17 protein-coding genes and 1 tRNA gene are annotated in these 21,495 nt (G+C 49.9%); 10 read left to right on the forward strand and 8 right to left on the reverse strand.

All coding sequences use genetic code 11. The features are described 5' to 3' along the window. Window positions 1-86 precede the first annotated feature (86 nt). Window positions 87-773, reverse strand: a complete 687-nt coding sequence (locus KIS77_12540) for a hypothetical protein (protein ID MCW5923171.1) — start codon at window positions 771-773, stop codon at window positions 87-89. Window positions 774-848: 75 nt separating this feature from the next. Between KIS77_12540 and KIS77_12545 the strand changes: the two genes are divergently transcribed. Then, window positions 849-2,249 carry an IS66 family transposase gene (locus KIS77_12545; GenBank protein ID MCW5923172.1) on the forward strand — a complete coding sequence of 467 codons (1,401 nt, stop codon included), beginning with the start codon at window positions 849-851 and terminating at the stop codon, window positions 2,247-2,249. A 48-nt stretch (window positions 2,250-2,297) separates the two neighbouring features. Here KIS77_12545 and KIS77_12550 read toward each other — a convergent pair. Next, window positions 2,298-2,371: transfer RNA gene (locus tag KIS77_12550), tRNA-Asp, on the reverse strand. Between the two features lie 230 nt (window positions 2,372-2,601). Here KIS77_12550 and KIS77_12555 point away from each other — a divergent pair. The 3 genes from KIS77_12555 to dapA all read left to right on the forward strand — a co-directional run bounded on the left by KIS77_12555 (window position 2,602) and on the right by dapA (window position 5,099). Continuing rightward, complete coding sequence (locus KIS77_12555) at window positions 2,602-3,567, forward strand: acetyl-CoA carboxylase carboxyltransferase subunit alpha (protein MCW5923173.1); 966 nt, start codon at window positions 2,602-2,604, stop codon at window positions 3,565-3,567. A 109-nt stretch (window positions 3,568-3,676) separates the two neighbouring features. Then, window positions 3,677-4,228: a hypothetical protein gene (locus KIS77_12560; GenBank protein MCW5923174.1), complete on the forward strand. Its 552-nt coding sequence runs from the start codon at window positions 3,677-3,679 to the stop codon at window positions 4,226-4,228. Further along, window positions 4,206-5,099, forward strand: coding sequence for a 4-hydroxy-tetrahydrodipicolinate synthase (dapA, locus tag KIS77_12565; protein MCW5923175.1), 894 nt, complete (start codon window positions 4,206-4,208; stop codon window positions 5,097-5,099). The genes KIS77_12560 and dapA overlap by 23 nt, the downstream gene beginning before the upstream one ends. A 6-nt stretch (window positions 5,100-5,105) precedes the next feature. On the opposite strand, the gene lepA is transcribed toward dapA, so the two are convergent. Continuing rightward, window positions 5,106-6,902 (reverse strand): translation elongation factor 4, encoded by a 1,797-nt coding sequence (lepA, locus tag KIS77_12570; protein MCW5923176.1) that lies wholly within the window; start codon window positions 6,900-6,902, stop codon window positions 5,106-5,108. A 298-nt stretch (window positions 6,903-7,200) separates the two neighbouring features. After that, window positions 7,201-7,995 (reverse strand): hypothetical protein, encoded by a 795-nt coding sequence (locus KIS77_12575; protein MCW5923177.1) that lies wholly within the window; start codon window positions 7,993-7,995, stop codon window positions 7,201-7,203. A 312-nt stretch (window positions 7,996-8,307) separates the two neighbouring features. Here KIS77_12575 and KIS77_12580 point away from each other — a divergent pair, with 312 nt between their 5' ends. The 5 genes from KIS77_12580 (at window position 8,308) to KIS77_12600 (ending at window position 14,975) form a co-directional block, all read left to right on the forward strand. Beyond that, window positions 8,308-8,760: an energy transducer TonB gene (locus tag KIS77_12580; GenBank protein ID MCW5923178.1), complete on the forward strand. Its 453-nt coding sequence runs from the start codon at window positions 8,308-8,310 to the stop codon at window positions 8,758-8,760. A 77-nt stretch (window positions 8,761-8,837) separates the two neighbouring features. Then, on the forward strand, window positions 8,838-9,329 hold the full coding sequence (locus KIS77_12585) for an acyl-CoA thioesterase (protein ID MCW5923179.1): 492 nt from the start codon (window positions 8,838-8,840) through the stop codon (window positions 9,327-9,329). A gap of 151 nt (window positions 9,330-9,480) precedes the next feature. After that, window positions 9,481-12,624 carry a histidine kinase gene (locus KIS77_12590; protein ID MCW5923180.1) on the forward strand — a complete coding sequence of 1,048 codons (3,144 nt, stop codon included), beginning with the start codon at window positions 9,481-9,483 and terminating at the stop codon, window positions 12,622-12,624. Between the two features lie 98 nt (window positions 12,625-12,722). Next, a complete protein-coding gene (locus tag KIS77_12595) occupies window positions 12,723-13,472 on the forward strand; it encodes a response regulator transcription factor (protein MCW5923181.1) in 750 nt (249 codons plus the stop codon). A 15-nt stretch (window positions 13,473-13,487) separates the two neighbouring features. After that, window positions 13,488-14,975 (forward strand): aminotransferase class V-fold PLP-dependent enzyme, encoded by a 1,488-nt coding sequence (locus KIS77_12600; GenBank protein MCW5923182.1) that lies wholly within the window; start codon window positions 13,488-13,490, stop codon window positions 14,973-14,975. Between the two features lie 38 nt (window positions 14,976-15,013). On the opposite strand, the gene mqnC is transcribed toward KIS77_12600, so the two are convergent. Continuing rightward, on the reverse strand, window positions 15,014-16,156 hold the full coding sequence (gene mqnC, locus KIS77_12605) for a dehypoxanthine futalosine cyclase (GenBank protein MCW5923183.1): 1,143 nt from the start codon (window positions 16,154-16,156) through the stop codon (window positions 15,014-15,016). A 255-nt stretch (window positions 16,157-16,411) separates the two neighbouring features. Here mqnC and KIS77_12610 point away from each other — a divergent pair, with 255 nt between their 5' ends. Next, entirely contained in the window at window positions 16,412-18,724 is a 2,313-nt protein-coding gene (locus KIS77_12610) for a carboxypeptidase regulatory-like domain-containing protein (protein ID MCW5923184.1), read from the forward strand. A 5-nt stretch (window positions 18,725-18,729) separates the two neighbouring features. On the opposite strand, the gene mnmE is transcribed toward KIS77_12610, so the two are convergent. From mnmE to KIS77_12625, 3 genes are all read right to left on the reverse strand, one after another. After that, window positions 18,730-20,205, reverse strand: coding sequence for a tRNA uridine-5-carboxymethylaminomethyl(34) synthesis GTPase MnmE (gene mnmE / locus KIS77_12615; protein ID MCW5923185.1), 1,476 nt, complete (start codon window positions 20,203-20,205; stop codon window positions 18,730-18,732). Window positions 20,206-20,285: 80 nt separating this feature from the next. Beyond that, window positions 20,286-20,582, reverse strand: a complete 297-nt coding sequence (locus KIS77_12620; protein MCW5923186.1) for a hypothetical protein — start codon at window positions 20,580-20,582, stop codon at window positions 20,286-20,288. A gap of 15 nt (window positions 20,583-20,597) precedes the next feature. Then, window positions 20,598-21,305 carry a ComF family protein gene (locus KIS77_12625; protein MCW5923187.1) on the reverse strand — a complete coding sequence of 236 codons (708 nt, stop codon included), beginning with the start codon at window positions 21,303-21,305 and terminating at the stop codon, window positions 20,598-20,600. Window positions 21,306-21,495 lie beyond the last annotated feature (190 nt).

The raw sequence follows: 21,495 nt of genomic DNA on the forward strand, positions 1-21,495 counted from the left end.
GAGAGGTGTAAAGGAGGGTGAAGGGGCTGGAAATGGGGAAAAGGTTCGTCGTGCAAACCTAAGACACTAACGGAAATTGAACAAAATTATGCGTTGTTTGCGATATGCTGGCAAAAATCTTCCGCTAGCAGCAATGTTTTGCCTTGATAATGCCGAGCCGGGTGCAAATGCTTTTTCAAAGCGGGTTGCACAGCCGGGTCCTTCTCCACAAAGTTGCCTAATGTTCGCAGCACCTTGAAATATCGGGGTAAGTCGTTTTGTTGAGGCACGTCGCGTGCGCCCAATCGAGCCAATGCTTTTTGAAAAACGGGAAAGTCGTAAGGAGCGTAATTTTCTGGGTAACGAAATGCGAGATAGAGTGCTATCATTCGATAGTCGTCGTGATAATGGTTGTTTTCGGGGCTGAGCGGGTGGTCGCGCCGGTAGTCGCGCAACAGTTCGTCGCAGCCAAACAAAAAGCGGCCGATACGACCTTCCACCTCGCGGTTTTCGTTGAACAAGTCTTCGAACATAAGCCGCAAGGTTTGAGGCGATGAGCGCCAAAACTCAAGCATCATTTCCTTGGGGTGCCAATGTTCCGATTGCCATAGGCGGCGTGTTTCGGAATTCTGAAAACTACGGTCGAACATAACTACAGGGTCGGCGGCACCCAAATTCCAATGAGTTTGAAAATGTTGCACCGATTCCCATCTATAGGTGTGCGGATGATGGCGCACACCACTGAGCCAATTTTTATAGGAAGCGAGGTAGGTTTGGATTTTGGCAAGGAGCATAGATAGAAAATTAGTAAAAACTTAGGCATCCAACCCAAGTCAATGTAAAATTGTTTTAGCGAATACATCTGGTTCATGGAGTTATCGAATGACATATCGGTATTGAAGGATTTGGTCATGGTCTTGCTTGCCAAGGTTGAGGCACTGGAATCCGAGAATGCTGCCCTTCGGGCGGAAGTTGCCGAATTGCGTTCGCGCCTAAAGATGAACAGCAAGAACAGTCACAAGCCGCCGTCGTCAGATGGTTTGTCCAAGAAACCGGGCCTTCCCAAAGAGCCGCCCAAAAAGAGCGGCGGCCAGTTGGGCCACAAAGGCAAGACGCTCAAGATGGTGGACACGGTGGACCACGTTGTGGTGCACCATGCCACATCCTGCTCCTGCTGTTCGAAGGATTTTTCCACTGCCGACGTGGTTGAAGTGGCCCAAAAGCGCCAGGTGTTCGATATTCCCGCACCCCGCATGGAGGTCACGGAGCACCAGTTGGGCGTGGCGGTCTGTTGTGGCAGGCAGCATTGGGGCTGTTTTCCGCCCGAGGTAGGCCAGCCTGTGCAGTACGGTTCCCGGATCAAGGCGCTGAGCGTCCTGTTGAACAACGACTACAAACTGCCGCTGGAGAAAATCGAGCAACTCATGGGCGACCTGTGGGGCTGTTCGTTCAACGAAAGCACCGCCCTGACGGCCAACGCTGGCATGTACCAAGCCCTTGAGCCGATTGAGGAACAAATCAAAACGGCGGTTTTGGCCTCCGATGTGGTTCATTTTGATGAAACGGGCATGCGGGTGGAGAAAAAACTCCACTGGTTCCACGTCGCCTCGACCGCGCTGTTCACCCACCTGTTCGTCCACAAAAAACGGGGCAAGGAGGCGCTCGAATCCGAAGCCTCGCTGCTCAAGGACTTCACCAAGCGGGCCGTGCACGACTGCTGGGCCAGTTATTTTGACTTTCAACAGTGCAAGCACGCCCTCTGTGGCGCGCACCTGCTCCGGGAACTGACCAATCTGGCGGAAAACGGCTCAAAATGGGCCTCCCAAATGCACCAGTTTGTCCTGCAACTCTACCAAGCCAGCCAAAAGGGCACCGGGTCGGTGGCCGACCCTCAAACCTGGCGGCACCACTTCGAGCAAATCTGCCAATCGGCCGACAGGGAAGAGCCGCCCCCCAAACAGGGCAAAAGAGGAAAGCCCAAAAACTCGAAGGGACGCAACCTGCTCAATCGCCTGGTCAAGCACCGGGACGAGTGGCTTGCCTTTGCCTTTGAGCAAAACGTGCCGTTCACCAACAACCAAGCCGAGCGCGACATCCGTTGCCTGAAGACCAAACAAAAGGTCGCCACCAATTTCCAAACCTTTAAAGGGGCGCAGCACTATGCACGCATACAATCATTTACCTCAACTCTACGCAAACATTCAATGAACGTGTTCCAGAACCTGACAAACGCTTTTGATAGGAAAACTATCGTTTTTAAGGCTGGCTAAGTTTTTACGAAAATTAAAAAAGCCCAACGAAACCGTTGAGCTTTCTTGCGGACTGGACGGGACTCGAACCCGCGACCTCCGCCGTGACAGGGCGGCATTCTAACCGACTGAACTACCAATCCATATTTTTTAGCAAAAGCGGGGGCAAAGGTAATTTCTAACCGTTTAGAAGAACAAGTTTTTTTCAAAAAAAATCCAAAAAAGTTTGCTCCGGTTTACGGCTGTCGAAAATCCATTGGGTTCGCATACCTTTGTCCGCCATTTTAACAAAAAAGACCAATCTTGCTTGGCCTGATTGCTAAAGCCATTGGGTTGGTCAATCATCCAAAATCAATGTTGTAGCCACATGGCAATGACTTTCATGGATTTCGAGAAACCCCTTGAAGCCCTCTACGAGCAGCTGGAAAAGTTGAAGGAAGTGGGCGAAAAGGGCGAATTGGACGTGACTGATATGGTGCGCGAGCTGGAAGGTAAAATCGCCTCCAAACGCGCAGAGATATTTACCAATCTTACAGGTTGGCAAAAAGTGCAGCTCTCTCGTCACCCCGAACGCCCTTACACCCTATATTATGTGACTACGATGTGTCGCAAGTTCATCGAGTTGCATGGCGACCGATATGCGGGCGATGACCACGCTATCGTGGGTGGGCTAGCTAACCTCGACGGCCAAACCATCATGGTCATTGGCCACCAAAAAGGAGTAAACACCAAGATGCGTCAATATCGCAACTTTGGCATGGCTAATCCCGAAGGTTACAGAAAGGCGCTGCGTCTGATGAAAATGGCTGAGCGTTTTGGCTTTCCGGTGGTGACGCTTATTGATACCCCTGGCGCGTATCCGGGGCTTGAGGCAGAACAACGCGGACAAGCGGAGGCTATTGCCCGCAACCTTTTCGAGATGGCACAGCTGCGAGTGCCGATACTTTGTTACATCATTGGGGAAGGCGCTTCGGGTGGTGCGTTGGGCATAGGTCTTGGCGACCGGGTGTTCATGCTAGAATACACATGGTATTCGGTAATTTCGCCCGAATCCTGTTCTTCCATACTCTGGCATTCGTGGGATTACAAAGAACAGGCCGCCGAGGCGCTCAAACTGGATGCGGAAAACATGCTAAAATTCAAATTGATAGACGGCATTGTGAAAGAACCGCTTGGCGGCGCTCACAATGCTCCAGAGGAAATGGCCAATCACTTGAAAGAGCACATCCTATCCGAACTGAAGCAACTGATGCCGCAAGACCCTGCCAAACGTATTGCCGACCGCATTGAAAAGTACAGTAAAATGGGGCATTACCGCGAGCTCCCCGCCAATGCATAGTCGAACAGCAAATAGATTGAGACACTTGAACGTTAGGCAGTTGACTTTGGGACACAAGTAATTTTGCCCCGAGCACAGCACATCAGAATTCAAAAAATCTACGCTTGCCATGCTGGAATCCATCCGCATTGCCCTTTATGAAAAATCCTTGCGCAAGGTATTGGCGACGCAGAAGCGTCATCGCCAGGCGCACAATTTTGCCAGTGCGAAAAAAGTGGGTGTCCTGTTTGATGCCACCGCCGAGAAAACCCGGCATGAAGTGATGGACTACGCTAAACAATTGGTGGAAAAGGGCAAGAGTGTTCGTTTGTTTGGTTATTTCAAAACCAAGCAACCCCCAGAGGGCCACGCTTTCAATTTTTTCTTTCAAAAAGAAACAACTTGGGCAGGAGTGCCCAAAAGCGAGAAAGCCAAAGCCTTTGCCGAGGAAAAATTCGATCTGTTGATTTACCTCAACCCGGAAGAGTGCCCGCCACTCGAGTGGCTTGCCGCAGCTTCACAAGCGGCCATGAAAGTGGGTTTTGCGACGGAACGCCCCAACGATTTTGACCTACTTTTGGAGACCCCCGACGACAAAGGGCTTGCCTATTTCATCGAACAAATGCACTTGTATCTGGATAAAATCGTCCTTTCGAAAAATGAATCTGCACGAGCGATTTAGGGGTACTGGCGTGGCCTTAGTTACGCCTTTTAAAAATGGTGGCATTGACTGGGAAGACCTCGAAAAAATTATTGAACACGTCATTGCGGGCGGGGCTGAGTTCCTTGTCAGTCTTGGCACCACCGGAGAATCAGTCGTATTGTCGGATGAAGAGCATCGGGAAATTCTTGATTTCACCATCAAGGTCAATCGGGGCAGGCTGCCAGTGGTGGCGGGTGTTTTTGGAGGCAACAACACACAGGCAATGGTGGACAAAATCAAGGACTTCAACTTCGAGGGCATTGATGCGCTGCTGTCCAGCAACCCCGCCTACAACAAGCCCGGCCAAGAGGGCATCTTTCGCCATTATATGGAACTGGCCGAAGTATCACCAAGGCCCATCATCATTTACAACGTGCCAAGCCGCACGGCCTCCAATATGGCTGCCGAAACGACACTTCGCCTTGCCAATGCGAGCGAAAAGTTTCTTGGCGTGAAAGAAGCCTCTGACGACATTTACCAAGTGATGAAAATTATCAAGGGGAAGCCTAAGGATTTTCTCGTGCTGAGCGGCGATGATTTCATCACGCTTCCGCTGATTGCAACGGGTGGGGATGGCGTGATTTCAGTGATTGCGAACACCGTTCCGCGCCCCTTTACCGACATGGTGCGTGCCGCATTGCGCCACGATATGCCGACCGCTCAAAAACTCAACTTGAAACTGCTCGAGCTTTACAAGTTGCTTTTTTTAGAAGGAAACCCCGTTGGGGTGAAAGCCGCGCTCGAACTGCAAGGGCTTTGCAGCCGCGAGGTGAGGCTCCCGCTCGTGCCAATGAGCGAGCAAGGCGTACATTTGATAATGGCCGAACTGGAGAAGTTGGGATATTTGTGAGATGGGTCAATCGCTCAACTTCAGCACCTTCAAAAACGCTTCTTGCGGCACTTCCACCGAGCCGAACTGCTTCATGCGTTTTTTGCCTTCTTTTTGCTTTTCCAACAATTTCCGTTTGCGAGAGATGTCGCCGCCGTAGCATTTTGCGGTCACGTCCTTTCGGAGTGCCGAAATGGTTTCGCGCGCGATTATTTTCTGGCCTATGGCTGCCTGAATGGCAATCTGGAATTGCTGACGAGGCAACAATTCTTTGAGTTTTTCGCACATCCGCCGTCCCATCTGTTCCGCTTTTGAGCGGTGTACAAGGGCACTGAGCGCGTCTACCTGTTCGCCATTGAGCTTGATGTCGAGTTTCACCAAATCCGTCTCGCGGTAGTCGAGCAAGTGATAGTCGAAAGAGGCGTAACCGCGCGTCATGGATTTCAGTTTGTCATAAAAGTCAAAAACAATTTCCGCGAGCGGCAGGTGGAAAATCATTTCCAAGCGCGTGGAGGTGAGATACTGCTGTTTGATGAGAATGCCTCGTTTTTCGAGGCAAAGCGTCATGATATTTCCGATATATTCTGGCTTGGTAATGATTTGGGCGTAGATGTAGGGTTCTTCCACCGATGAAAGGTGGTTGGGGTCGGGCAATTCTGTTGGCTGATGCACACGAAAACGATGTCCCTTCATGTCGGTGGCAAAATAGGGCACGTTGGGCACCGTCGTGATGATTTCCTGTTTGAACTCTCGATAAAGACGCTCTTGCACGATTTCCAAATGCAGCATTCCGAGAAATCCGCACCGGAAACCAAACCCCAAAGCGGCGGATGTTTCGGGTTCGTACACCAATGAGGCATCGTTCAGTTGGAGTTTTTCCAAAGAATCGCGCAAATCTTCGAAGTCATCGTTGTCCAATGGATATAGCCCTGCAAACACCATCGGTTTCACGTCCTCAAAACCCTTAACGGGTTCGGAACATGGGTTCGCGACATGGGTTATCGTGTCACCGACTTTGATTTCTCGACTGACTTTTATGCCCGTGATGACATATCCGACGTTGCCCGCGCTCAGCTCATTGGTTTCAAATTGGCCCAGCTTCAATACGCCCACCTCTTCGGCAAACACTTCTTTGCCAGTGTTGTAAAACTTGATTTTGTCTCCCTTTTTCAAAGTGCCGTTCATCACGCGGACGTAGGCAACCACTCCTCTGTAAGAGTTGAACATGGAGTCAAAAATCATCGTTTGCAAGGGGGCGTTAGAGTCGCCTTTTGGCGGCGGCACGCGGTCAACCACCGCCGCCAATATCTCTGGCACGCCGATGCCCGTGCGCCCGGAGGCAGAGATAATCTCCTCTCTACTACACCCAATAAGGTCCATGATTTGGTCTTGCACCTCTTCAATCATCGCGGTTTCCATGTCCACTTTGTTGACGATGGGGATAATTTCAAGGTCGTGCTCAACCGCGAGATAAAGATTGCTAATGGTCTGAGCCTGAATCCCTTGTGTGGCATCCACCAAAAGCAGTGCGCCTTCGCAAGCAGCAATGGAACGGCTCACCTCGTAGGAAAAATCAACATGGCCGGGGGTGTCAATCAAGTTGAAAATGTATTCCTCGCCATTGGCCGGATGCACATAGCGCATCTGTATCGCATGACTTTTGATGGTGATGCCGCGCTCACGTTCGAGGTCCATGTTGTCGAGCGCCTGGTCTTGCATGTCACGCTTGCTGATGGTGTTGGTATATTCAAGCAGGCGGTCGGCAAGTGTGCTCTTGCCGTGGTCAATATGCGCTATGATGCAAAAATTGCGGATATTCTTCATTGAAAATGGTGTTGGCTTTTGGAAACACGCTTGTTGTGCAGTGTAGGGTTTTGATTGAAGGAAAATCTCTTCACCGCAACAAGTTATATCCTAAAAAATTGCCAACGGCTAAAGGCAAAAAAGCCAATAGCCGTTTTCGGCCTGCAAAGGTAGATGATTTTGAGTGTTTTGAATGGATACAACCAATGTTGGGATACCATTTAGACAAAATAAAAAAAGCCCGGTCTTTTCAGACCGAGCTAAGATGAAAGCCTTGCAAGATTGTCTTCTGATGGGATGGCCTCAGGGATGTGGTCAATTAGTAGATGGGGGCTTGGCTTTCCGCTTTCTCAGATTCCATTTTGGCAGATTCGGCCCGTCGAGACAGTTTTTTGAAGGAAGGAATCAGCATAGGTGCCCACTTTTTGTAATTGCGGTATTTGTCACCGTACAAAGTCACCAAATCACCCTCTTCGAGCTGAATTGCCACGAGAATATATCCTGTGGTCATCACGGCAAAAAAGAGATGCGTGAACGTCATGACTGGAGCAGCCCAAAATGCGATGATGAAACCGAGGTAGAGTGGGTGGCGCACATACTTGTAAAAAAGCGGGAGACGGAAAGGGATGTGTTCGTACTTCTTACCTTGAAAGTAGAGCCACACTTGGCGCAGCCCGAACAGGTCAAAATGGTTAATCATAAACGTGGCGACCAAAACGATACCCCAACCCAGAAGGCTGATGCCCGTCAATGTAGCAGCGAGCGTGCCATTTTCAACGGCCCAAACCACGCCACCCATCGGCTGCCAAAAATAGGCCAACGCAAGGAGACAAAGACTTGCAAGCAACACGAATGTGCTACGCTCCATGGATTCGGGGACGAACCGCGTCCACCAACGCTTAAAAGCAGGTCGGGCCATGACGCTGTGTTGCACTGCAAACAGCGACAAAAGGCCTGCGTTGATGAGGATGGCCTCCATGAGCGGCAACTGTAGCTCGCCGTCAATGCTTTTGGGAACGAATAAGTTTCCGACGAATCCAATCATATAGAGAAAGGTGCCGAAAAACACACAATAAGCGACAACGCCGTACAGCAAAACGAGAAGACGTTTCATAAAGTGAGTTAAATTGAGTGTAAAAAATGTGATTGATTCAATTGCGCCGCAAGGTTTGCCCGACATCCTGACCCGACAATGAATAGATGAGCCGATAGGTGCATTTTTCGCGCAGCAGTCAGTGTTTTTTGAGGCAGCGACGTTCAAAAAGGGAAAAACGCACATTTTGCTCACGATGCTTGTCGTACTCAAAAAAACCATCAAACGACTCAACTTTTGGCCACACACAATCAAACAGCCTTGGCCTGTTTTAAAATGGCGGTGTCCTTTGTCAGCGAATTCAATCACATTTTTTTCAAATCTTATTTCGCTATGAAAACAATTTTCGCGCTGGCACTGACCAGTCTGTGCCTCTGGTCCGTTGCGACCGCTCAAACGCCGCCCCATTTTCGCCGAATGGAAACCAAAGTCTTTCTTGACGAGGAAGCGCCTGCACCGAAAGCACACAATGAACTTTCGACTTCAAGGAGCAGAATTAGAAATGCGTGGTTCCCCAATTTCAAGCAGTATGTGCGTGAGCATATCCAATATCCCGGTGCGGCCCGCGAAACTGGCTTGGAGGGCGCGGTCGGAGCGGAAGCCGTGGTGCGGACGGATGGCAAACTGACGGATGTTCGGATTGTCGAACCACTTAGCTACAGCTGCGACAAGGCAGTGAAAAAAATGCTATCGAGTATGCCCCCGTGGAATGCCGCGCGTCGTGACGGAGTGCCTGTCGAACAAAAGGTGTTTGTTCGGGTGCACTTCAAACTTGAGTTGTTTTAATTTGGTTTGTTTTAACCCCTCCCGCACATAGTCGGGAGGGGGTTTTTGAAAAGTTTTGACCTAAGACATTTTGAATCATGACAAAGGCTCCCGATTCGATGCACACCATCCGTTTCATGCACTGCGACCCGTTCAATCACCTGAGCAACACACGCTATCTCGAATATTTTATCAATGCGCGGGAAGACCATCTGCTGCACAACTATGGATTCGACATTTACGACCATGCAGCCAAAACGGGCGAATCGTGGGTAGTAGCGCAAAACCAGATTGCCTACCTGACTCCGGCGCGTGCTATGGAAAGAGTACTCATCCAGTCGTCCATTTTGGAATGGAACTCAAGCGACGTTTTGGTAGAAATGCAAATGTGGAATGAGTCCTGCACCAAAGTGAAAGCGATGCTTTGGACGAGATATGTTCATGTGAATCTGCGCACCCAAAAACGAACGCTTCATTCAGAGTATGTCAATGGCCTCTTCAAGCAATGGGAAACCCCCTTGTCGCGCAGGATGCCCTTCGAGGAGCGAGTCGCGGCAATGAAGGAAACCGTTGTCAGCGTGTCCCATTAAGGGGAAATGAAAACATGCGAGTGCCAAATTGTCGGCATTTGTCACCTCGAATTAACCAGTATGTTACATTTGTCCGATGTATGCACCTCCGTTATATTGCACTCGCAGATGGTTGGGGGGCGCTTGCGAATTCTTCGATGGTCTCGCAAACGTGTTCCCAGCCCGCCGGACCATGTTGCTCATTGTGGCAGCGTGGTTTGGCATCTCCAATATCGCGGCAGCGCAATACAAATTTGGCCAACCCACGCAGTTTACGAGGGAAAACGGGTTGCCCGTCAATGGTGCGCGGTTGGTGGTGGCGGGCGAGGATGGCTTTGTTTGGGCGGGCGCTGACGATGGGCTTTGCCGATTCGACGGAAATCAATTCAAAGTTTGGCGGCGCGACCCAGACAATCCCCGCTCTTTGCTTGACAACAACATATTCAGCATTTTGCCAGAAAAAGATGAAGTGTGGGTGGCGACCGGACAAGGCATTTCGGTGCTCAATGTCCGCGCCGACACTTTCAGGCATTATCAAATCACGGCAACAGGAAAGGCCGCCACCTTGACCCGCGATTTTGGCCACAGTGTCTCGGTGTTGTTCAAAGATTCGGCAGGTGATATTTGGCTCGGGACACGTTCTCATGGTCTTTGGAAATTCCGCCCCGAGAGCGACGATTTTTACCAATATCCCTACCCACCAGAAGCTTACCCGGCCATTTCGCCGATGCTGGACTCTCCGCAATCGGTTCTTAGTATCGAGTCGGATGGCGATTCCTTGGTTTGGGCTGGCACACCCGCAGGCTTACAGCAGGTGAACAAGCGAACGGGCGAGGTGCGCTGGTTCACTTTTCCGCAAAAAGACAAAGATTATCAAGTGAATGTGAATGCTTTTCGGCGCTTGTGTTACCATAGTGACGGGAAATTGTATGTGGGCAGCTGGGGGGCGGGCGTTTCGGTTTTTGACCCCGAAAAACAAACGCTCGAACCACTATTTTTGAAAAATAAATATGGCAGTGACATCCTGCAAACGCCGACTGCCAAAATTTTGAGCCGCAACACCGACGAGCTTTGGATAACAACGTTGAATGGGCTGGTCATTTACCACACTCGCTGGCGAGAAGTCGTTTTTGTCAAACACAACAAACATATCAAACAGGAATTGTACGGGGCCGAAAGCATTGATAAAGACGGGCGAGCTTGGCAACGCAACTTGCGAGGCATCCAATGCTTCGACCCACTGATGCAGCAATTTGCCCAATACTCATACAGTGATTTGCACACGGAGTGGGGGTTCACGTTTTACGTCCTGCCCGAAATCGAGAGCGATGGCCTCATCGTATGCCCTCGTTATACCGATGGCATATACAGGTTCGACAAATTGAGCCACACATGGACGAAGTTCCCTTTCAACAGGCAGGTCGCGGTGCGCGGATTCTCGCGCCGGCGCGATGGGCTGTATGTGGTGTCCGCGGAAGAAGGATTGTTTACTTGGTTGCCAACGAAGGGCGGTCAGTTGCGCCCAGAAAAGCCAGTTCCAGGCATTCGTTTTAAACGATGGGGAGATGTGTTGGCTGCTCGCGACGACAAGATTTGGCTTTGCGCTACTGGCGAAGGACTTGTTTGTCTCGACCCCAGCAAACGCCAGCCGCGTATTTTTGGTGCGGAGAGCTTGCAGGCCACCGAAGAAGAGAGTTTGCTCAGAATCGGGGGGTTATTTGAGGATAGCCGAGGCAATATCTGGTTCGCCCGGGATGGCGGGTTGGGCGTGTACGATGCTGCCCACGACACGATTTTCAACTTTATTTACAAAAAATCAAGCACAAACAGTTTTCCGGTAGTGTTTGATTTTACGGAAGACAAAAAGGGACGGGTGTGGTTGGTAAGCAGCGACGGCTGGTTGGGGTGGGCGAACCCCGCTCAACCTCAGTTGGGCGTGACGTTTAAGTTTAACATCGCAAGCAAAGGCATTTTGGAAAATCTGTACGACATCGCGGCAGACGTAAATGGTGATATTTGGAGTTACACGGAAAAAGAGTTGCTTAAAATCAATGCGGAGACGTTGGAGCTGACCACTTTCAACTTTCGATATGGCGTGAAAGAAGCCGATTTTTATCACTTCTCTGTTCTTCCTTCGGGCGAATTGGTGTTTGGCGGACGCAACGACATCGTGTTGGCCAACCCAGCAGAACTTCAGCGCAACCGCGAACTGCCGGTGCCTTATGTCACGGAGATTCATGTGTCGAACAAATCTCGCCACTACGAGTCCCTATATGGCGGAGAGCCAGTCCGATTACAGTATTGGGAGAACTTTTTTTCCGTGGGCTTCTCGGCGAGAGCCTTTACGCTCGGCAACGAAACGCGCTTCCGCTATCGGCTCGCGGGATTCGATGATTGGACGGAAGTGAGCAACCGTCGGTTTGCCAACTACACAAACGTGCCGGGAGGCAAGTATGTGTTTCAATTGCAAGCAGCCAACAACGAAGGCGTTTGGAACGAAAAACTGCTCGAAATCCCAGTGTTTGTAGCCACTGCTTGGTGGGCCACATGGTGGTTTAGGGGAGCTGTGTTGCTTGCCATCGGCGGCATCGTCTATGGGGCTTATCAGTATCGTGTCGGCCAAATTCGTCGGAAAGAACGCCTCAAGACCGAATATGAAAAGAGGTTGGCACAAGTAGAAATGAGCGCCCTGTTGGCCCAGATGAACCCCCATTTCCTGTTCAACAGCCTTAATTCGATAGACAGCTATATCATCAAAAACGAATCGAAAAAAGCCTCAGAATACCTAAACAACTTTGCCCGACTAGTGCGGCTGATTCTCCAACAGTCGCGTTCAGGCCACATAAGTCTGGCAGATGAGCTGGAAGTGCTTGACCTGTATCTGCAAATGGAAAGCTTGCGCTTCGACAATTGTTTTGATTATAAGATTGAAGTAGCGGAATCCTTGCGCACGTCAAGTATCGTGATTCCTCCCATGCTCATTCAACCTTTTTTGGAAAATGCGATTTGGCATGGATTGCGGCACATATCCAAAGAGAGATGCGAGGGTAAAATTCTGCTAAAAATCGCTCGCGAGGGAGAATACTTGCGCTGTGTGATAGAGGACAACGGTATTGGCCGTGAAGAATCGGCAGCCTTAAAAGCAGGGAAAAATGGGAATCATCACAAAAAATCAATGGGCATGAGTATTACCCGCGACCGCATTGACCTCATCAACAAACTTCGCAAAATGGATGCCCGCGTTGAAATCATTGATTTAAAGGACGAGAACGGACAAGCAACCGGAACGCGCGTGGAACTGACGATACCAGTGTGAAGACGGTTTGCAAAGGGTTGTGAGAGCGATAACGCAGGGTTTGCCGCAATGCATCGATTCTTAATCAATCATCATCCACCCTTTATCAACTTTTAAAAATGATAAAAGCAGTCATCATAGACGATGAGCGACCCAGCATCGAGACGCTACAATGGAAGCTCGAGAACTATTGCCCAGAGGTAGTAGTGGAAGCCGCCTTCGACAACCCTGCGGAGGGGGTGGACTTTTTGAAAAAAAACACGCCCAACCTGCTTTTTCTCGACATCGAAATGCCCATGCTCAATGGCTTCGACGTGCTGGAGGAATTAGGCCGAGATGTGTCTTTCGATATTATTTTTACCACTGCCTACGACAATTTTGGCATACAAGCCGTCAAATTCAGTGCGCTTGATTATTTGCTAAAACCCGTTCAAAACAAAGAGCTTAAAGAGGCCATCGAGAAACATTTGCGAAAAACAAACAGAAGCATCCCCGCAGAACAAATAGATGCCCTATTGAGCAATGTACACGCCGAGCGGAAGGGCAAACGTGCTCGCGTGGCGCTCGCTTCAAAAGAAAGTATCGAGTTTGTTGACCCCAACGACATAGTGGTGTGCGTGGCCAGCAGCAACTATACCGAAGTTTACCTTTGTAATGGCGCAAAACGACTGATTTCCAAGACGTTGAAAGAATTTGAAGACCTGTTGTCGCCGTATGATTTTTTTCGGCCCCATCATTCGCATCTCGTCAACCTCAATCGAGTGCGAGAATTCGTGCGGGGCGACGGTGGATACTTGATTTTAGAAAATAAAATGCAAGTAGCCGTCTCGAAAAGCAAGCGCGAAGAACTGCTGACCCTGCTCTCCTGACAAAATTGAAAAGCTATGAACAACAACATACCCTACCCTCCCAACCCCGGCACCGAAACACTTGACCCATCGGATTGGGAAAAAATGCGGCTGCTTGGCCATCAAATGGTGGACGACATGGCGCAGTTTTTACGGGACATCGGCGAACAGCCAGTCTGGCGCAAACCTTCCGATGCCGCAAAAGAATATCTGCAAGAGGGTGTGCCGCAGCTTCCTCAAGACATCGCGGACATATACGCCGATTTCAAGAAACATATATTGCCTTATCACAATGGCAACATACACCCCCGCTTTTGGGGCTGGGTGAAAGGAACAGGCTCCATGCAATCCGCTTTGGCTGAGATGCTCGCGGCGGCGATGAACCCCAATGTGTCGCTCGGAGACCAAGCTGCCATGTATGTGGAAAAACAAGTCATAGAGTGGTGCAAACATATGATGCACTATCCTCAAAACGCGAGTGGCCTATTGGTTAGCGGCGCATCCATGGCCAACGCCACAGCTCTAATTGTGGCACGCAACGCGTCTGACGAAAATATCCGCAAGGAAGGGCTGCAAGGACGCAAAGCTAAATTGACGCTATACGCATCCGCCCAAACACATAGTTGCATCGCCCGAGCGGCTGAAATGCTCGGTTTGGGAACGGATGCGCTGCGTCATGTTCGGGTAGATAGCCACTATACGCTCGATGTAGGGCACCTAAAGGAGTGCATTGCCCGCGACGAGGCGGCGGGTTATCGCCCCTTCTGCATCGTGGCCAATGTGGGCACGGTCAACACGGGTGCAATAGACCCATTGGAAGCATTGGTAGATATATGCAAGGAAAAAGGCTTGTGGCTTCATGTTGATGGCGCATTTGGCGCGCTGGCGCGCCTGCTGCCAGAATATGAAGATGCCTTGAAGTGGCTTAGCTATGCCAACAGTATCGCCTTCGATTTGCACAAATGGATGTATCTGCCATACAATGTGGGTTGTGTGCTCGTGCGCGAAGGCGACACGCATCGAAACGCCTTCTCTTACAGTGCCGATTATTTGACACATCACGAGCGAGGCTTTGCCGCCGGGCCGGAGGGGATGTCGAACTATGGGCCAGAGCTTTCTCGCGATTTCAAAGCCCTGAAAGTGTGGATGACGCTCAAAGAGCACGGCGTTGAAAAATTCGTTCGTCTTATTCGACAAAATATCGAGCAAGCAAGATATCTCGCTCGGCGTATCGCCCAGACGCCCGGCTTGGAGCTCATGGCATCAGTCCCACTCAACATCGTGTGCTTTCGTTACAATCCCGGGTTTTTGAACATCCACGAGCTGAATCTCTTGAACCGAGAGATATTGATGCAGCTGCACGAGAGCGGCATCGCAGTGCCATCCTATACAGTGTTACAGCAAGCATATTGCCTGCGAGTGGCTATCGCCAATCATCGCACCACGACGGCTGATTTGGAACTCTTGATAGAAGCCGTGTTGAAAATCGGGAAAAAGTGCGTCAAGTTTGAAACGGCGACCTAAGAATGTGTGAAACTATAAGATTATCCTTCACAGATTCCTTAATCCACCACCATAGCCACTCTGTCTAACTCCTGTTGTGCCATGTTGGGAGGCAAGTCACGGAATTCATACTGTTGATTTCTCAGCTGAGGCACAAACCCAGCCTCTCGAATCGCCTGTTGAATGCCATCCGCGGTAAAACGAAAACGCGCTCCCGCGGCTGACACCACATTTTCCTCAATCATGATGCTGCCAAAATCATTAGCCCCCGCATGAAGGCAAACTTGTGCCACCTGTTTGCCTACGGTCAGCCAAGAAGCTTGGATATTGACCACGTTGGGAAGCATGATGCGGCTCATAGCAATCATACGCACATACTCATCGCCCGTGACGGCATTGCGAGCGCGTTTGAGTTTTTTCAAAATCGTGTCTTCATCTTGGAAAGGCCAAGGGATGAACGCTAAAAACCCTTTTGCGTCTGCGGGTTTTTCGGATTGAACCTGACGTATGGCGGCGAAATGTTCCATGCGCTCAAGATTGGTCTCGATGTGCCCAAACATCATGGTCGCAGAGGTCGTAAGACGCAGCTGGTGGGCAGCCCGCATCACATCTAGCCATTCCTCGCCCCCACATTTTCCCTTGGAAATCAAGCGCCTGACACGGTCGTTGAGAATTTCGGCCCCCGCGCCGGGCAGCGAATCAAGCCCTGCGGTTTTTAGCTCTTTCAGCACATCATAGTGGCTCATGCCTTCCAACTTGGCGATGTGAGCAATCTCTGGCGGGCCGAGCGCATGAAGCTTTAGGTTGGGATACTCCGATTTTAATTGGCGGAAGAGCTCTGCGTAAAAGCTCAACCCCAAGTCGGGATGGTGACCACCTTGCAACAAAAGCTGCTCGCCGCCCAATCGGAAAGTCTCTTCTATTTTCGTGCGATATTGCGCCATCGTGGTGATGTACGACTCCTCGTGGCCAGGCCGCCGATAGAAATTGCAGAACTTGCAATTGGCGATACACACATTGGTCGTATTCGAGTTTCTGTCAATAATCCAAGTCACGATTTTGCTGGGCACGTGATGCTGACGCATGGAATTGCCCACATACATCAATTCGGCGGTGGAGGCATTTTCAAACAAAAAAACACCCTCTTCGGGCGAAAGCCACTCGAAGTGGAGGGCGCGGTGTAGGAGGTCGGAGATATTCATGACGATAAACCCAAGACGACATTCCAATCTTGGTTGGAGCCTGCTTGTGCTGCTGAGTTATTTTCAATTTTTTTTTGAAAACAAAAAAGCGAAGGTAAGGTTGGGGTGCCCATCTTCAAACTTTTGCGAAATCAAGTCGGGAAAACCGTTTGTGAATAAAAGCACACCACAAAGGCATCTCTTCCGCTCAATCATTAGCAGGGTTCTTCCTAGAGCAATACCTTGCGTTCAGAAAAAACAATAGAAACCTTGACCATGTCATCATCAATCAAATATGCCCTACTATTTTTTTCACTGCTGTTGCCGTTGCATTGGGCCATTGCCCAAACTTTGAGAGGCACCGTGCGCGATGTCGTTACGGGCGAAGCATTGATAGGAGCAAATGTAAGCCTTGCCGCATCAGCCGATAGCACACCAATTACAACGCAGAGCAATGCAGCAGGAGAATATCTCTTCCAATCCCTGCGCCCCGGCTACTACACGCTGACAGTAACTTATGGAGGCTACAGACCCATGACAATTAGAGAAATCAGCGTGGCTGGCGGAAAAGAAACCCTCTTGGATATTAACTACGACCAAAACATGGATTTGCCACAGTTGACAGTGGTAAATGCAGCTGCAAGACGCCCGTTGCAGCCGTTGGGTGCCATCCCGCTCACTCGCGAACAGACACTGCGATTCCCCGCTACCTTTTTCGACCCTGCTCGATTGGCTATGGCGTATCCGGGCGTGATGAACAATGACGACCAAGCCAATGGCCTCAGCGTCAGGGGCAACAGCCCTGCTTTTATGCGTTGGCGTTTGGAAGGCGTTGATGTGGTTAATCCCAATCACCTGACCAACGCAGGCACCATCAGCGACCGGCCCACCGCCGCCGCCGGCGGGGTACTAATGTTTTCGGCTCAACTGCTCGACAACTCATCGCTGCTCACCGGGTCTTTTCCCGCTGGCTACGGAGAGGCACTGGGCGGCATCATGGATATCAATCTTCGGAGCGGCAATACCCGGCAGCACGAGTTTACCGCGCAGGCTGGTCTCATCGGACTTGATATTGCTGCCGAAGGACCATTGTTCCAACGCGGCAAAAATTCATATTTGTTCAACTATCGCTATTCCACCGTTGGGCTTTTGGGTCAAATGGGCATCTCATTTGGCGACGAGCAAATAGATTTTCAAGACCTATCCTTTAAATTCAATTTTCAAGGGAAAAACGGTGGTGAATGGTCGCTTTTTGGTTTGGGTGGGCTGAGCAACAACGTGTTCGAACACAAATCCGATTCGACTGCGATCAAGGAGTTCAAAGATTTTTTCGACGTTGACTATCAGTCAAAAACAGGAGTCATTGGGCTATCCAACTGGTCGCCGTTGGGCAAAAAAGGATGGGTGAAAGTAGCGTTTGCTGCTTCAGCGCAATCGAATGCTCGCACCTCATTTTCCGAACAATACGCGGAATACGATAGCTACGACTATGTTGACGAGTCAAAATTGTCCGGCTCTATCACCCTGTCGCAGCGCCTGCACTCGCAATGGCGCATCATGGGAGGAGCCATGCTGACACAACAACAATATCGCTATGAGGCCCTGCTGAATACGATGTCGCAGGAAATTCCAGACCATCGGTATTTTATCACCCAACCTTGGGCGAACGCAACATGGAGCAGCCGCGACGAAAAAACAAGTGTGCAGTTTGGAGCACATAGTTTGGTTTTTCCATACAAAAACCGACACACAATAGAACCGCGCCTTACCCTGACACATCAGTTGGCCCCCAACCATCGCCTCGCGCTTTCCGGTGGTCGGTATAGCGCGATAGCGCCCTTATGGCTGCTCAAAGACCATATCGATTTGATTCGTGCGTGGCATACTGGCTTGAAGCACACTTGGAGCGTGGTGCCAAGTTGGGTGCTGAAAACAGAAATTTTTTGGCAGCGACAAACGGATGTAGGCATTGATGCTAACGTTCCGACATCTTTTAGTTTGCTCAATGAGAACGAGTACCGAATTTTTTCCCAAAAAGAATTTGCGTACAGAGGAGCAGGAGAAAATCGCGGCCTTGAACTGACCGCAGAACGCTACTTTTCGGAAGGGTGGTTTGTGCTTGCCAATGCCACTTTTTTTAAATCGGCATATCAAGGGAGTGATGGAGCATGGCGCACGACTCGTTGGCACGCACGCTACATTGCCAACGTCACAGGCGGCAAGGAATGGTATCGCGACAAGCGCCCCGGCCAAGTGCGTGCTTTCGGCCTCAACGGTCGCTTCACATGGACGGATGGCATTCGCTCCTTGCCCGTGAATGCCGCTGCATCGGCACAAGTTGGACACACGGTTTTTGACGAAAGCGCAGGATTTGCGGCCAACCCTCGCGATTATCTCAGGCTTGATTTAAGGGTCTACTGGAAACGCAGCCTCGGCGACCGCCGCAACAGCACCTTTGCGATGGACTTCCAAAATGCCTTGATGCAAGAAAACGTCGCTTATCAGTATTGGGACCCATACAAGCAATCGGTAGAGACGAAATATCAGCTGGGGCTTATTCCCAATTTGAGCTGGAGACTGGAGTTTTGACCCCGTTATTTGCCGATGCAAAACTTTGAAAAAATCGTCCCCAAAATATCCTCTACACCCACAACATCGCCCGTGATTTCAGACAAACAGGCCAACGAGCGTCGAATATCCTGCGCCACAAAGTCACTTGTCACGCCATTTTCAAGCCCATTTAAAACATCGGTCAGCGCGGCATCGGCCCGGCGCAGCGCATCATAATGACGGGCATTAGTGACGACAGTGCTTTCCAGATTCACCTCTTCTCCAATGGCTACCTCGAAGAGTTTTTCTTTTAAGAACTCAATGTTTTGAGCGTTTTTTGCCGAAATGGGAATAGGTAAAATAGATAGCTGATGGGCGAGTAACGACAAACCTCTCGGCATCCCACCTTCGAGAAGATAGGGGTGCACGTCAGGATGCATGGGGTCAAATAGCCACTCGGTTTTGAAATAAGGATTCTTGTCCATTTTGTTACAGACGATGAGAAGCCTTCCGTCGCTTTTCCGAAGCGGAGCAAACTGCGACAAATCTTCATACAACTCCGCAAGAGTCATGGCCGCCACATCCCACACATATACGAGAATACTTGCTTGCTCAATTTTTTCCATCGTTCGCTGAACGCCGATGGCCTCAATGGCATCTTGAGCCTCACGGAGACCCGCTGTGTCAACAAGCCGGAATTGCACACCTTTAATATTGAGTACTTCTTCGATGGTGTCGCGGGTAGTGCCTGCGATGTCTGATACGATGGCACGTTCCTCGTTGAGCAAGGTGTTGAGGAGGGTGGATTTTCCCGCGTTTGGCCGTCCCGCAATGACGGTGACAACCCCCGTTTTCAAGGCGTTGCCCAACGAAAAGGAGCGCAGTAGATTTTGAATGTACTTCCTGATTCTTTCCACCAAAGTTTTCAATTGGGTGCGGTCTGCAAATTCCACATCCTCTTCCGCAAAATCGAGCTCGAGTTCTACAAGGCTGGCGAAACCAATAAGCTCTTCGCGTAGATGTTGGATTTCATTTTTAAAACCACCTCTCAATTGCCGCATAGCTACACCATGCGCTACCTCGCTTTCGCTGGCAATCAAATCCGCAACAGCTTCGGCTTGGCTTAAATCCATTTTGCCGTTCAAGAAAGCTCGCAGCGTGAACTCGCCGGGGGCAGCCATTCTGGCACCATTTTGAAGACACAGTTGAATTGTTTCTTGCAGGATATATGGCGAACCGTGACAACTGATTTCAACAACATCTTCCCCCGTGTATGATTGCGGATTTTTAAAAACAGTGACCAACGCCTCATCAATCACTCGCTCGCCACCATCCGTCGCAGCGATTATTTTGCCAAAATGTGCCGTATGGCTTGGTTGGTTTTCCAAGCGTTTTCCCTTAAAAATCTTGTCTGCAATAATGACAGCGCGAGGGCCGGACAACCGAACGACCCCAGTAGCCCCCACTCCCGGTGGGGTAGATAGCGCTACAATGGTAGAAGACAGGTCAGGCGCGAGCATGAATAAAGTCTCAATACATGACAACTCAAGGTGCAACGTTACGAAGATTCAAGTTCTCTCAAAAAACAAGGCTTGGCCATTCACATTTCAAAAAACACCTCGCCGTCATCCTGAAGCCACATTTTCACGGTGGGATAGCGAAACATGATGTTGGAAAAAAGAATGTGGTAATCCTCGGCATTGATGTTGGGAGCATCTTCCGGGTTTCGGTGTAGATTCATAAGACGGCGAAAAATGGATTCGGGTATTTTTGAATTATAAGCCAAAGCCCGAAGTTTGACCTGCATCGGAGATTCTTCCAAGGTGGTCAGATACTGCTCCAACAAACGTGAAAGATAAAACTTGTCCTTAATCTGGCGAGGATAGATTCTTTTCATTGTCGTGGCATTTAATCAATTGACGGCAATGGCAATGGTGGCCATGCTCAGTTTTGTGTTAGGTACGCCCAGAAGTGCTTTCCCGCACTCTTCCAATGTGGCACCTGTCGTCAACACATCGTCCACGAGCAACAAATGCTTACCCGCGATAAGAGAGGGTTTGTCCACAACAAATATTTCACCGACATTGCCAAAACGGTCCATCCGCTTTTTTTTCGTCTGCGTTTCGGTGAACGACCTCCTTATCAAGACTCGATGCAAGACGGGGATGCCCATTGCATCAGAAAGACCTTGAGCAAATACAGCACTCTGATTATATCCCCGAAGCCTTTCCTTTTTAGGGTGGAGCGGCACGGGGATTATCGACTCAACCGATTGAAACACCTCTGAAGACCTTAGTTTTTTGCCAAACGCCCTTCCGATTTTTAACCCTATGTCCGGTTGGTTGTGGTATTTTAACTGATGTAGAGCCTGTTGCACTGGCCCCTTCCTGCTGAAATAATACATAGCAGCACCGCTTTCGATATTTACCCTGCCCCACAATCTGTTGGTAAACTCGTTCTCGCGTGAAAAGTGCATTTCCGATGTAGAAACTTTTAACTGGCACTTGAAGCAAAAACAAACATCGCCATGCGGGAGCTCTTCGCCGCAGGCAGCACATAACTCAGGATAGAGTAGATGCACAAAACCACTCCAAAGTTCGCGTACCGAAGGAAAAGTCATTTGCGACACAGTTATAATTTTTTTGCAAGGCGATTAAATGAAAGTACATTCAAAAATATCCTCTTCGACTCAAATGACAAACGATATATGAAAAAAAGACGCGATTTGCCCAATTTTTTTAGCCTATTTAATTTTTTTGCGTAAAACTTTGGTCGCGCTATTTGAAAAATAGAAACCCGTAGTACCTTTG

Source organism: Saprospiraceae bacterium (assembly GCA_026129545.1).
Taxonomy (GTDB): Bacteria; Bacteroidota; Bacteroidia; order Chitinophagales; family Saprospiraceae; genus M3007.